This is a genomic window from Streptomyces altiplanensis (assembly GCF_053591575.1).
Genome location: NZ_JBSFUB010000143.1, coordinates 1 through 13,681, shown reverse-complemented (window position 1 = coordinate 13,681; position 13,681 = coordinate 1). Strand labels below are relative to the sequence as shown.

Below are 13,681 nucleotides of genomic sequence, written 5' to 3'. Positions count from 1 at the left end.
GTGACGACCGTCGTCATGGCGGTGCTCACGCCGCACGTGTTCCGTTGAGTTCGCGCACGGCACGGTTCTGCCGCTCCACCACTCCCGCGACAACCCGCCATGCCACGACCGCGACCGCCGCCAGCACCACCCCGAGCACCGCGGCCCCGCCGCCCAGCAGGAAACCCACGAGGCACAGCGCGGCCACGACCACGGCCGACGCGTTGACGATCCCCCGCACCCCGGCTGCCCCCTTCCGCACATCCGACCGAATTCACAGGCCGTACACCTTCCCCACACACATCGTGACATGCGCCACCGACAGCCGGGGCGGCTCCTGGGCCGATGCCCGACAATGGCGGGCATGGCCGCCGACACCCCCCACCCCTTCGCCGACGCCGCCCCGCCCCGCCCGGGTCTGCGCGAGCGCAAGAAGCTCAAGACGCGGACCGCGATCCGTACCGCGACCTACCGGCTGATCGCCGAGCAGGGGTACGAGGCCACCACCGTCGAGCAGATCGCCGAGGCCGCCGAGGTCTCCCCCTCGACCGTCTTCCGTTACTTCCCGGCCAAGGAAGACATCGTCATCACCGACGAGTACGACCCGCTCATGGAAGCGGCCCTGCGCGCCCGTCCGCCCGGCGAGCCGCTCGTCGAGTCCCTGCGGACCGTGGTGACCCAGGCCCTGCGGCACTCGCTCGACCACGAGCCCGAGGAGATGCTGCTGCGTACGAAGCTGCTGACCGAGGTGCCCGCCGTACGCGCCCGGATGATGCACAGCATGTCCGCGACCGGGCGCATGCTGTGCGCGGTCGTGGCCGAGCGGACGGGGCGGCGCGCGGACGAACTCGAAGTGCGGGTCTTCTCGATGGGATTCGTCGCCGCCCTGATGGAGACGACCGTGTACTGGGCCGAGCACGGCCGGCAGGACGACCTGGCCGGCCTCGTCGACCGCACGCTGGACACCCTCGGCAACGGCTTCCGGCTGTGACCGCGGACGGACCGGCGGGACCGGCGGCCCGGGCCGCCTGAGACCCGGGCCGCCGGGGTGTGCCGGGTCACCGGGTGCGGAAGTCCCCCTTCCCGCAGGCCCTGCCGTCCTTGTTCCGGTCCAGGCCGTGCCGGTCGCGCCGCACGTCCAGCACGCCGTACCCCTTGGACTTCAGCCACGCGCACCGGCCGGCCGCGGGCACCGTCTCCGGGAACGTCCACGGCACGCACGTGCTGACCTCGCCGTACGCGTGGTCGCAGCCGTCGTAGCCCTCCGGCATCCTCACGCCCGACGTGGCTTTCGGCTTCCCGTGGTCCGCGTGCCCCGGTGCCTTCGGCGCCGCCGCCAGCTCGTCGGCGTAACGCTGCACGCGCTCCGCCGCGACCTGCCCCTGCGGACCGATCCGCACCCACTTCGACACCGAGGGCACGCCCTTGGCGTCGACGACCGACAGCATGTACCAGCCGGGCGGTGCCAGGTTGGGGTTGCTGGTGAGGGAGAGGTCGATGGTGTTCCCGTCGACCGTCATCGGGAGGTCGACCAGGCGCTGGTTCGGGTCGGACGAGTGGGTGACGGCAGCCGGGCGGACCAGGGACGCCTTGACCACCGGCTTGTCGACCGTGATGCGCTGCGCCGAGCCGTACGCCCAGTTCTGCGAGGCCACCGAAGTGATCTTCGGGCGGGCGCCCTTGAAGAAGTACGGCGGCTTGTAGAACGAGACCCGCTGGTCGAAGGAGCCGTCGCCCGGGTTGTCACCGACGCTCAGCACCCGGCCGTCGGGCAGCAGCGTGGAGGAGGAGTGGTACGTGCGCGGCACCGGGTCGGCGGCGAGCCCCGGTTCGAACGTGTTGGTCGCCGGGTCGTACATCGACGCCTCGAAGACCGGGTCCTCGCGGTACGTGTGCAGCGCGCCGCCCGTCTCCAGGACCTTGCCGTCGGGGAGGATCACCGCCGACAGGTAGACCTTGCCCTCGTCCCCCTTCTGGAAGGTGCCGTCCTTGTACCTGCCCTGCGGCAGGTCGGGCCCGGCGACGTACCGGGGCGAATCGGCCTTCAGGTCGATCAGGTCGACCAGGCGGTGCGCGTCGGGCGCCACGGTGTGGTTGCCGCCGCCGGCCGTGAGCACCTTCTGGTCCTGCGCCGGAGGCAGCAGCAGCGACGCCGACTGATCGCGCTCGTCCTTCTTCCGCAGCCCCGGTACGTCGGTGATCGTGCCCTTCTCGTAGTCGTAGACCGAGGCCCCGGTGCCGGGCAGGCCGACGCCGAAGGTGTGGCTCCCGCTGTAGAAGAGCCGGCCGTCCTGGAGCAGGATCATCGCCGGGTACAGGCCCCAGAACGACCAGGCCTGCTTGGCCTCGCCCATCGGCAGCCACTTGTTCTGCGCGTAACTGAAGTGCTCGTTGACGACCGTGCCGGCCGCGTCCTCGCCCAGCCCCCCGAGCGAGATCACGTCGCCGTTGCCCATCGCGGTCGCCGACGGGTACCAGTGGCCCGCCAGCATGTCATTGACCTTGATGTACTTGTTGACCTTCGGGTCGAAGACGTAACTGCTCCGCAGCCCCTTGTAGCCGACCGTGCCGTCCGCCGACGCGTAGTCCTTGTTCCCGCCGACCACCAGCACCCGCCCGTCGGGCAGCTGGACGTGTCCGGCGCAGAAGAAGTCCTCGGGCGTCGGGATGTCCGTGTACCTGCCGGTCACCGGGTCGAGGAGGGAGGACTTGAAGGTGCCCGCGGCGAAGGCGTCACGGTCGTTGCCGGAGCCCGCGATCAGCAGCACCTTCCCGGTGTGCAGCAGTACGGAGTGGATGGCGCGCACCGGCGAGGGCGCGGTCTGCACGGTCCACTCGCCCCTGCACTCCGGCCCCTTGCCCTCGCAGGGGTCGACGGGCGGCTCGGGCACGACGGTCGCGTCGGCCATCGCGTAGTCGTCGGTGGTGAGCGAGCCGACGCCGTAGAGGGCCGCGCCCCAGGTGATCCGGTCGGTGTTCGCGGGAACGACCGGGGTGCGGACCTCGGTGCGGGCGTACTCCGCGCTCTGCGGCAGGGTGTTGAGGTCGGCCCAGAAGACCCAGCCCGCCGTCGTGTCGTGCCGGAAGAGCGTCATCGCCACGTCGGGCGACGTCGACTTGTACCAGAGGGACAGGTCGTACTGGTGGCCCTCGGTGACCTTCGGCGCGCACTCGTTCTCCAGCATCATCGCCTTGCGGTCGCCGTCGGTGCGGCGGGTGAGGCCGATGCGCAGGGCGCGGTCTCCGGCGTGCGCGTCGTCCGTCACCGTGTACGTGAAGTCGTTGTCGCCCCAGCCGGACTTCTCGAAGCACTCGGGGAACCCGCCCTGCGCGTCGAGCGTTTCCAGGCCGGGGTTGGAGATCAGGTTGGGCGCCGCGCTGGCGGGCGGGGCGTCGAGCGGCGCGAGCCCGGCCCCCGCCACGAGCAGGGCGAGCGCGGTGAGGAACAGGCGCACGGTGCCGCGCCCGGACCGTCTGCCGGTGTTCCTTCTGGACGGGGACCTGTACGGGGTCCTGTACGGGGTCATCCCTCCCCCTTCTCGGGCGTGTCTGCCGGGCCGGCCTTGCCGACGACCTGGAGGATGTCGATCCGGCCGTCCCCCTCCCCGAAGCTCGCGACCGGCTCGCTGTGCCGGAACAGGTCGCGCAGCGTGGGCAGATTGCTCTGTTCGCCGCGCAGGGCGGGCGTGGACACGACGAAGTCGATGTCCCTCCAGCCGCGCGGCAGGGTCTTCGCGACGGCGGGGTCCTGGTCGAGCTTGTAGTGCCAGATGGCACCGGTGCCCGGCCGGTATCCGGCCTCGACGGCGTCCAGCCACAGCACGCCGTCGGTGACGACGCGGGTACGTCCGCGGTCGGCGACCGGCGCCTCGCGCAGCCAGCGGGAGGCCGCGTGGTAGACGCCGTTGTCGTCGCCGAGCACGGTGGCGCGGTCCTCGCGGTACCAGTGCGGGCCCACGAAGACGGCGGTGACCGCCAGGGCGGCGACGGCCGCGGCCGGGCGCAGGGCGAAGTGGCGGGCCGGGACCAAGGCGATCACGGCGCACCCGAGCCCGGTCACGGTGAGCGCGAGGAAGGGCAGCAGCTGGGCGACGTACATCTGCGGCAGGTAGCCGCCGGGGCGCAGCGCGACCAGGGCCAGCGCCAGGACGGCGAGGGCGACGGGCCGCAGGCGGCGTACGGCGAGGGCGGCCACGGCCGCCGCGCAGCCGGCGGCCGGCAGGTACGGGTCGCGTGAGAACCAGTCCAGGACCAGGGTGTTGGCGTCGGTGCCGGCCTCGAAGACGGAACCGCTGCCCTCGCGCCCGCCGAGCTGGAACCTGAGGGTGCCGAGGAGCGAGACGTGGCCGGCGCCCGGCACCAGCTCACCCTTGAGCGTCGCGTACAGCGGATAGAACAGGACGGTGAGGACCAGGCCGGAACCGAAGCCCGCGAAGGAGAACTTCCGGGTCCTGGGGTGGCTGCCCTGCCAGAGCGTCACCAGGACGACGGGCAGCAGGACCGCGATCGTCTCCTTGGAGAGGACCGCGAGGGCGAAGGCGCTGCCGGCGGCGATGTGGTGCCACAGATGACGGCGCGGGGAGAGCGCGAGCGCGAAGGCGGCCAGCGCCCAGACCACGGCGAAGTTGTCGAGGTAGATCTGCCGGTGCAGGGCCACGGCGAGCGGCGACAGCCCGTACAGCAGCACGGCGAACGCGGCGGCGGGGCGGCCGAGGCCGATGCGGCGGCCGACGGTGAAGACGAGGACGGCGCCGGCGGCGACGACGGGCAGCATGGCGATCCGGCCCTGCACGAACGTCGGCAGGTCGGGGAAGAGCCAGGCGGGCAGCCAGGAGAGGCCCGCGAGCTGGATCCAGCCGAACGGCGGGTGGTCGTACCAGTAGGTGTAGTGGGCGAGGTCGCCGTTGCGCACGGCCCAGGCCTGGGCCAGATAAGTGCCCTCGTCGTCATTGGGGAAAGGGAAATTGCCGATGTTCCACGCACGTACGGAAACGACCACAATCAGCAGCGGGGCCACCCAGAGGAAATCCCTGAGAAATGCGGCACTGCCCGGCGGCTGCGGAGTTTCCCCGGATGCGGGCGTGGCGTGACGAGTTCGTAATACCGGACTGTCCTGGGTATTGGCACGCAGCACAGCATTGCTCATGCAGATCCCCCCGCCCCCGAAGGCCCCCCTGGCCTGCGGCTCCCCAGGATCCGACCCCCCGGACCCGGGCATGCCGCAGCAGCATGGCACACACCGGGCACGCCACATAAGAAGAATCTTAAATTCCGGTTGTGGTGGCGCCGCGCCCCCCATGCGTCGTTGCCGTCCAAAACAATGACCTGCTAGCTTCCCGGCCGGGGAGAGAAAACAGAACACCGAGGAAGACCTGAGGAAGTCCTAGGGGGGAATTCATGGTCTCCGCCGTCCTTTTGCTGGACTCGTTCGTACTCATGGCCACCGCCGGCGTCACACTCTGGTGGATGGTCCACGCCTGGCGTACGCCGGAGACACTGGAATCCACGGCCTTCGCCGAACCCGACGGGCACCACGGAGTGTCCTTCTCGCTGCTCGTCCCGGCCCGGCACGAGGAGGCCGTGCTGCGGCACACCGTCGAACAGATGCTGAAGATCGACCACCCCGGCTTCGAGATCGTGCTGATCGTCGGCCACGACGACCCCGGCACCGCGGCCATCGCGCACCAGCTCGCCGCCGAGCACCCGCACATGGTCCGGACCGTCGTGGACCACCACGAGACCAAGAACAAACCACGCGCCCTCAACACCGCGCTGCCGTACGCCAGGGGCGAGGTCGTCGGCGTCTTCGACGCGGAGGACATCGTCCACCCCGAGCTGCTCAGCCACGTCGACTTCGCCTTCCGCCGCGACGACGCGGACGTGGTGCAGGGCGGCGTACAGCTCGTCAACTTCGACACCAGCTGGTACAGCCTGCGCAACTGCCTGGAGTACTTCTTCTGGTTCCGCAGCCGGCTGCACCTGCACGCCCGCAAGGGCTTCATCCCGCTCGGCGGCAACACCGTCTTCGTCCGGGCCGCGCTGCTGCGCGAGACCGGCGGCTGGGACGGCGACTGCCTCGCCGAGGACTGCGACCTGGGCGTACGGCTGTCCTCGCGCGGCGCCAGGGTCGTCGTCGCGTACCACGCCGCGCTCGTCACCCGCGAGGAGACACCCGACACGCTCTTCGCGCTCTACAAACAGCGCACCCGCTGGAACCAGGGCTTCCTGCAAGTCCTCAGGAAGGGCGAATGGCGGCGCCTCCCGGGCCGGCGCCAGCGCCTCCTCGCCCGCTACACCCTCTCCACGCCCTTCCTCCAGGCCGCCACCGGCGTCATGATCCCGCTGGGCCTGCTGCTGGCCTGGCTCGGCGGCGTGCCCCTGCCCGTCGCGCTCGTCGCGTGGCTGCCGATGGTCCCGATGGCCGCGATGGCGGTCTTCGAGGCCGTCGCGCTGCACGACTTCGGGCGCGAGTACGGCTTCCGGATCGGCCCGTGGCAGTACGTGAAACTGACGGTCGGCGGCCCGGTGTACGCCGTCGTACTCGCCGCGGCCGCGGTACGCGCCGTCTGGCGCGAGTACACCGGACGCAGGGACTGGGAACTGACCTCGCACATCGGCGCACACCTGGAACCCCAGCGGGAGGCGCGGTGACGGAGGACCCTGCCCAGCCGTTCGACCTGTCCGTCGTCGTGCCCACCTTCAACGAGGCCGGCAACATCCGGGAGCTGCTGCGCAGGATCGGTGCGGCCGTCACCACGGCCGGCCTCACCGCCGAGGTGATCTTCGCCGACGACTCGACGGACCACACCTGCCAGGTCGTCGAGGACGCCGCCCGGTCCAGCCCGCTGCCCGTCGTCCTGCACCACCGGGCCGTGGCGACGGGCGGCCTCGGCGGGGCGGTCGTCGAGGGCATCGCCCGCTCCACCGCCCCCTGGATCGTCGTCATCGACGCCGACCTCCAGCACCCGCCGGAGCTCGTGCCGGAGCTGGTCGCACGGGGCGCGTCGGCCGGCGCGGAACTGGTCGTCGCCAGCCGGTACGCGGCGGGCGGCAGCCGGGCCGGACTCGCGGACGGCTACCGGATGCTGGTGTCCGGCGCGTCGACCGCCCTCACCAAGTCCCTCTTCCCGCAGGCGCTGCGCGGTCTGACGGACCCGATGAGCGGCTTCTTCGCGATCCGCCGGGAGGCGGTGGACCGGGCCGCCACCGGGGAGGACGGCCTCCAGCCCCTCGGCTACAAGATCCTCCTCGAACTGGCGGTACGGTGCCGCCCGCGCGGGATCGCCGAAGTGCCGTACGCCTTCGGGGAGCGGCACGCGGGCGAGTCCAAGTCGACGGTGCGGGAGGGCCTGCGCTTCCTGCGCCACCTGGTGACACTGCGTACCGCGGATCCGCGGGCGCGGGTCGCGGTCTTCGGCCTGATCGGCCTGTCCGGGTTCGTACCGAACCTGGCGCTGCTGTGGCTGCTCGACGGGCCGGGCGGCCTGCACTACGCCCCGGCCGAGATCATCGCCAACCAGGCGGGCCTCCTCTGGAACTTCGTCCTGGTGGACTCGCTGCTCTACCGCCTGCGGCGGAGCCACCGGCGCAGGTCGGTGCGGCTGCTCACGTTCGCGGCAGTGGGCAACGGCGACCTCGTCGCCCGCCTGCCGCTGGCGGCGCTGATCATCGCCTGGGGCGGCCTCGCGCCCGTTCCCGCCACGGCGATCAGCATGGTGGTGGTCTTCGCGGGCCGCTTCCTGCTGGTGGACCGCTGGCTCTACCGCCGGACACGGACCCGCCGGGCCCCGGTCCCGCTCCCGGCCGAGACCCCGCTCCCGGACCCTGCGGGCGGCTGACGCGCGGCGGGGCGGGCGGGGCTTTCCCCCGCCCGCCCCTTCCCGGGCCGGAGCGGCCCCCGGACCCCGCAGGACGGAGCGGCCCCCGGAACCCGGACGCCCTCCGGGCATGCCCCGGCCACCGGACGGGCCGGATTCCACTGCGCCGGCTTCTCGGAGCGCGGCAGCCCGAGCCGGGCAAACCCCGGCTCGGGCAAGCTCAACCCGGCTCGGGCGAGCTCAACCCGGCCGCTTCCGGGCCCGTCCGGCGTCCGAGGACCTGGGCCCGGGGCGGAACCGCACGCTGTCACAGCAGGAATCACAGCGGGAAGGGGCGGGGGGAAACCTCCGCGCGGCAGGGCACCGGCGGCGGGCTAGCGGGAAGCCTCGCCCATCCGCTCCCGCAGCTCCCCCGGATCCGAGGTCGGCGCATCGCACACGAAGTGCCGGCACACATACGCGCCGGGCCTCCGGTCCGCCAGCAGCGGGAACTCGTCGCTGCCCACTTCACCCGCCGCCACCACCGCCCCCGGCGCCCCGCTCAGCAGCGCGACCCGGTGCAGCTCCTTCGTCAGCGGGTCGTCGCCCGCGCCCACCACCGCCACCTCGCGCGGCCCGTCCAGCGCCGCCTCGGCCACCGCGAGGCCCCACCCGATGAACCGCGGCGCACGCGGCCCGAGCGTCTTCACGACGCCGAGCGCCCGCTCCGCGGCGCTGCGGTGCGCCTCGGACCCCGTGTGCGCGGCGTACGCCAGCAGCGCGCCCGCCGCGGCCGTCCACCCGGAAGGCGTCGCGTTGTCCGTCGGGTCCTGCGGGCGCCGGATCAGCTTCTCCGCGTCGTGAGCCGTGTCGTACAGCGTCCCGTCCTCCCCCGCGAACTGGTCGAGGACGATGTCCAGCAGGAACCCGGAGAACTCCAGCCACACCCCCTCGCCCGACACCGCCGCCAGCGCGAGGAACCCCTCCGCCACGTCCGCGTAGTCCTCCAGCACACCGGCGTTCGGACCCACGCGCCCGTCCTTGGACGTACGGGCCAGCCGGGCCCCCTCGTCCATGTGCACCCGCACCAGCAGATCGGCGGCCTCGGTCGCCCGCTCGACCAGGTCCGGCCGGTCGAAGTACGCCCCGGTCTCGGCCAGCGCGGCGATCGCGAGCCCGTTCCACGCGGCCACGATCTTGTCGTCCCGTCCGGGCCGCTCCCGCTTCCCGCGCGCCGCGAGCAGCCGCGCCCGGACATCGGCCGCCCGCGCCGCGTCGGCCGCCTCCTCCCCCACGGGAAGCCGGAGCACGGACGCCCCCTCCTCGAACGTCCCCTCCTCCGTCACCCCGAAGAGCCGCGCGGCGAACTGCGCGTCCTGCTCCCCGAGCACCTCACGCAACTGCTCCGGCGTCCATACGTAGTACGCGCCCTCGACGTGCCTGCCCGTGCCGTCGTCGCTGTCCGCATCCAGCGCGGACGCGAATCCGCCTTCCTGCGTACGGAGTTCACTCACCAGGAAGTCCGCGGTCTCCAGCGCCACCCGCCGCGCCAGGTCCGATCCGGTGGCCCGCCACAGATGGGCGTAGACCCGGCACAGCAGCGCGTTGTCGTACAGCATCTTCTCGAAGTGCGGCACGACCCATTCGCGGTCGACCGAATAGCGGGCGAAGCCGCCGGCGAGCTGGTCGTACATTCCGCCGCGCGCCATCGCCTCACAGGTGTCGGCGGCCATCTGGAGGGCCCCCTCGGACCCGGTACGCGCGTAATGCCGCAGCAGGAACTCCAGCACCATGGACGGCGGGAACTTCGGCGCCCCGCCGAATCCGGCGTGCGTGGCGTCGTAGTCGCGCGTCAGCGCGAGCAGCGCCTGCGCGAGTTCCTCCTCCCCCGGCAGCTCGGGCGCCCCGTACGCGAGCGAGCGCCCGCTCAGGTCCCGCACGATCTTCCCGGCGACCTCGTCGACCTCTCCCCGCCGACCGGTCCAGGCGGCACTGACGCCCTCCAGCACCTGCCGGAAGGAGGGCATGCCGTGACGGGGCTCGGGCGGGAAGTACGTACCGAAGTAGAAGGGCGCGGCGTCGGCGGTCAGGAAGACGGTCATGGGCCACCCGCCCTGCCCGGTGGCGGCCTGCACGGCCTCCATGTACACGGCGTCCACATCCGGCCGTTCCTCGCGGTCGACCTTGACGTTGACGAAGTGCTCGTTGAGGTAGGCGGCGGTCGGCTCGTCCTCGAAGGATTCATGCGCCATGACATGGCACCAGTGACAACTGCTGTACCCCACGCTGAGCAGCACCGGAACTTCCCGCCTTCGCGCCTCCTCGAAGGCCTCGGGCGACCACGGCCACCAGTCGACCGGGTTGTCTGCGTGCTGGAGGAGGTAGGGGGACGTCTCGTGCGCCAGTCGGTTCGGCATACCTCCATCCTGCATGACCCCCGCCCGATCCCCCTGATCTCTCGCGCTGGCGCGCGCCGGGCAGGACACTTGACGCGCAATCGTTGCTCTCGGAGGGGGACGCACATGCGGGAGAGCCACCGGGCCGAGGCCGAGCGGCTGTTGGTGCGGGCCGTCGAGGAACAGGCGCGGCGGTCGGGCGGCCGCGTCGACGGTCAGGCGCTGCTGGTGCGCGGGCGGGCCGCGCTGGATTCGATGGCGGCCGGCGCGGGCGAGGAGTACGCCGCGTACGTCAAGGCGCTGGACGAGGCGCAGGCCGGGCGGCAGTCGCTGGCGGAACGGTTCGGCAGTACGGATCTTTCGACTCCGGCGCTGATCACGGCAGTTGCCGCCGTCGCCGCCTTCGGCGCGGACCTTTCGCTCGGTACGCAGACGGGCACCGCGCTCGGCGCCGGGGCCGTCGTCGCGGTCGCCGGGGCCGCCGCCACCGTCGCCAAGGTCACCGCCGCGCACTGGCCCGCCGCCCATCGGAGGGCCGGTGCGATGGCGCAGCCCGGCGGGCCGGAACAGTTGCGGTTGGAGTGGCTGACGGCGCTGGAGGTACGGGGGATACGGCCGTTCCTGGACCAGCAGCACGTTCTGCTGGCCGCGACCCGCACCACCCCGGCGCGGAAGACCACCGCCGCCGCCGGCCGGCTGCGCGGGGCCGACCGCAGCCAGGCGGCGCGCAGGCGGTCCGTACTGGAGCAGTCCTTCGGGCACCTGCCGGAGCCCGACGGGCCGTTCGCGGGGCGCCGGGCGGCGATGGCGCAGATCGCGCAGTGGGTGCACGCGGCGCGGGCGAGCACCGAGACGCGGCCGACGGTCGTGGTCCTGCACGGCGCGCCGGGTTCGGGGCGTACGACGCTGGCCGTGCGGGCGGCGCACCACCTGAGGGACCAGTTCCGGGGTGCGTGCGTGGTGGATCTGCGCGGCGACACGGCGGGCGAGCCGCCGCTGTCGACGCGTGAGGCGCTCCTGCATCTGCTGAACCGGCTCGGGGCGCCGCGCGAGCAGCTGCTCTTCCGGGAGCGGGCGTCGCAGGAGCAGCAGCTGCGCCGGCTGACCGACCTGTACCACCAGCATCTGACGGGGCTGCCGGTGACGGTGGTGCTCGACGACGCGTCGGACGCGGCGCAGGTGCGCACGCTGGTGCCGGAGCGCTCGGACAGCCTGGTGCTGGTGACGGCCCGGGAGCCGCTCGATCTGCCCGCGGACATCCCGGCGTGGGTGCACCGGCTGCCGGTGGAGGCGCTGGACAGTGCGGGCGCGGAGGAGCTGCTGCGGGAGGTGGCGGAGGAGAAGGAGGGGCCGTACGACGCCCAGGCGGCGGACCGGATCGCCGAGCTGTGCGGCGGGCTGCCGCTGGCGCTGCGCGTCGCGGGTTCCTCGCTGGGCCCGCGTGCTCCGCGTGCGCTGGCCGCGGACCTGTCCGCGTACGGGCCCGTCGGTCCGGTGGAGCGCGCGCTGTGGCTGCGCTACACCGACCAGCCGGAGCCGGCCCGCCGCCTGCTGCGCCGGCTGGCGCTCGCCGGGCGGGCGAGTCTGGGGGCGGCGGCGGCCGCGGCGCTGCTGGCCACCGACGAGCACGAGGCGCAGCGGCTGCTGTCGGCGCTGGCGCGGGCCGGTCTCATCGACCATGTGCGGGGCAGCCGCTACCGCCTGCACGATCTCGTGCGGGCCTTCGCGCAGGAGCGGCTGGCCGACGAGGAGGAGCCGGCGGACCGGGCGGCGGCGCAGGAGCGGCTGATCCGCGACTACGGCGAGCTGGCCGACTCGGTGATCCGGCTGGTCGACGGCAAGACCTCGACCCGGGCGGACCACTTCGGCGCCCACGGCTTCACCTCCCTCGACGCCGCCCTGCGCTGGCTGGACGACGAGTCGAGCTTCATCACGGCGGCCCTGCGCCACGCGGAGGGCGTCGACCAGCAGGCCGTGCTCAACCTGCTGGGCGCGCTGTGCGACTACTGCCTGCTGCGCGGCGACCTCTACCGCCTGGGGGAGATCAGCGAGCTGACGCAGGCCGTCGACCAGGGGCTGCTGGTCCGCTCCGTGCAGTGGCGCACGGGCATCGCGGCCCGCCAGCTGGGGGAGCTCGACAAGGCCCGTACGACGCTGTCCTCCGTCGTCGACCTGTACTTCGAGGCCCGGCACGAGGCGGGCGCCGCCCGCGCCCTGTGTTCGCTCGGCATCACCTTCCACCACCAGGGCAACCTGACGGAGGCCGTGGCGAAGCTGGGCGAGGCGCTCGCGCTCCAGGCGGCGGACGGCCTGGCCGCCGACCGCGCGTGGACGCTGCACGCGCTGGCCGCGGTGGAGCGCGACCGGGCGAACCTCGCCGTGGCCGTCGGCCATCTGGACACCTCCCTGGTCCTGCACCGCGAGAGCGAGAGCCTGCACGGCCAGGCGTGGGCGCACTTCCAGCTCGGCCAGGTGTACCTGCGGATGGGCGACGTACCGCGTGCGGAGGAGCGGCTGCGCGAGGCGCTGGATCTGTACGGGCGTACGCGCGACGGCCGCGGCGAGGCGTGGGCCCTGACGCAGCTGGCCCGTGCGCGCCTGGTGGACGGCGATCCCTCTCCGGCCGCCGACCGGCTGGGTCAGGCCCTGTCCCGTCACCGCGAGGCGGAGGACGCGCGCGGTGAGGCGTGGACCCTGTACTACCTGGGGCAGGCGCTGGAGGAGCTCGGGGAGGCCGACCGGGCGGTGCGTGAGCTGGAGCGGGCGCGCGGCATGTTCTCCCGGATGCGGGACGTGTACGGGCTGGCCTGCGCCCGCCACCACTCGGGGCGCGTCACCCGTGACCAGCGCGCCGCGCAGACCGGCAACCTCCGCAACTCCGGCTTCGCCCGTCAGCTCCTGGCCGACGCCCGCGCGGACTTCCACCGCATCGGTGTCCCCCACGGCGAGGCGTGGACGTGTCTGGAGCTGGCCATCGTGGACGCGGGCAACAACCGGCCCGTCCAGGCGCTGGAGCTGTGCGACGAGGCGATCCGCCTCTTCGTGTCGTACGCCGACCATCGCGGTGCGGACTGGGCGCGCTTCCTGCGCTGCACGCTGCTGCCGTTCGGATCGCCGGGCGGCTCGGAGGTCGGCACGGCGGTGGCCCAGGAGGAGCTCTCCCAGCTGGTCCGGGCGGGGCATCCGTCGCGCGACGGCAAGCTGGAGGACTGCGCGGAGGCGTACGGGCTGGTGCTGGAGCGGGGCGTGGACCTGGCGGAGGGCTGGCAGGCGTGGCGCCTGGGCATGGTGCCGAACCGGCACGCGCGCGAGGTGATGGGGGTGCCGGTGGACGGGGCGCGGGGCTGAGTCCTCCAGGGACCGGGACCGGGGTCGTGCCCCGGACCCAGGTCCTCGGACGCCGGGCGGGCTGGAAGATCCAGCCCGCTGAGTTCGTCTCGCGTACGTACAACCTGATCCTCCGTTCCTCCCTCGCCGCCCGCTTCTCCGACGCGCAGTGCGGGTTCAAGG

8 protein-coding genes are annotated in these 13,681 nt (G+C 72.9%); 4 read left to right on the top strand and 4 right to left on the bottom strand.

What is annotated here, in order from left to right; genetic code table 11:
* Positions 1-25: 25 nt before the first annotated feature.
* Positions 26-220, bottom strand: coding sequence for a hypothetical protein (locus ACWD0Y_RS33845; protein ID WP_450264100.1), 195 nt, complete (start codon positions 218-220; stop codon positions 26-28).
* Positions 221-334: 114 nt separating this feature from the next.
* On the opposite strand from ACWD0Y_RS33845, the gene ACWD0Y_RS33840 reads away from it, so the two are divergent.
* Complete coding sequence (locus ACWD0Y_RS33840; RefSeq protein WP_450264101.1) at positions 335-970, top strand: TetR/AcrR family transcriptional regulator; 636 nt, start codon at positions 335-337, stop codon at positions 968-970.
* Between the two features lie 67 nt (positions 971-1,037).
* On the opposite strand, the gene ACWD0Y_RS33835 is transcribed toward ACWD0Y_RS33840, so the two are convergent.
* Together ACWD0Y_RS33835 and ACWD0Y_RS33830 are read right to left on the bottom strand one after the other, a co-directional pair.
* Positions 1,038-3,506, bottom strand: a complete 2,469-nt coding sequence (locus ACWD0Y_RS33835; RefSeq protein WP_450264099.1) for a galactose oxidase-like domain-containing protein — start codon at positions 3,504-3,506, stop codon at positions 1,038-1,040.
* Positions 3,503-4,996, bottom strand: coding sequence for an ArnT family glycosyltransferase (locus tag ACWD0Y_RS33830; RefSeq protein WP_450264098.1), 1,494 nt, complete (start codon positions 4,994-4,996; stop codon positions 3,503-3,505). The genes ACWD0Y_RS33835 and ACWD0Y_RS33830 overlap by 4 nt, the downstream gene beginning before the upstream one ends.
* 380 nt (positions 4,997-5,376) lie before the next feature.
* Between ACWD0Y_RS33830 and ACWD0Y_RS33825 the strand changes: the two genes are divergently transcribed.
* Together ACWD0Y_RS33825 and ACWD0Y_RS33820 are read left to right on the top strand one after the other, a co-directional pair.
* Complete coding sequence (locus ACWD0Y_RS33825; protein WP_450264097.1) at positions 5,377-6,630, top strand: glycosyltransferase; 1,254 nt, start codon at positions 5,377-5,379, stop codon at positions 6,628-6,630.
* Complete coding sequence (locus ACWD0Y_RS33820; RefSeq protein ID WP_450264096.1) at positions 6,627-7,817, top strand: glycosyltransferase; 1,191 nt, start codon at positions 6,627-6,629, stop codon at positions 7,815-7,817. The genes ACWD0Y_RS33825 and ACWD0Y_RS33820 overlap by 4 nt, the downstream gene beginning before the upstream one ends.
* Before the next feature lie 353 nt (positions 7,818-8,170).
* On the opposite strand, the gene ACWD0Y_RS33815 is transcribed toward ACWD0Y_RS33820, so the two are convergent.
* Entirely contained in the window at positions 8,171-10,192 is a 2,022-nt protein-coding gene (locus ACWD0Y_RS33815) for a thioredoxin domain-containing protein (protein ID WP_450264095.1), read from the bottom strand.
* Positions 10,193-10,297: 105 nt separating this feature from the next.
* Between ACWD0Y_RS33815 and ACWD0Y_RS33810 the strand changes: the two genes are divergently transcribed.
* On the top strand, positions 10,298-13,519 hold the full coding sequence (locus ACWD0Y_RS33810) for a tetratricopeptide repeat protein (protein ID WP_450264094.1): 3,222 nt from the start codon (positions 10,298-10,300) through the stop codon (positions 13,517-13,519).
* Positions 13,520-13,681: the final 162 nt, after the last annotated feature.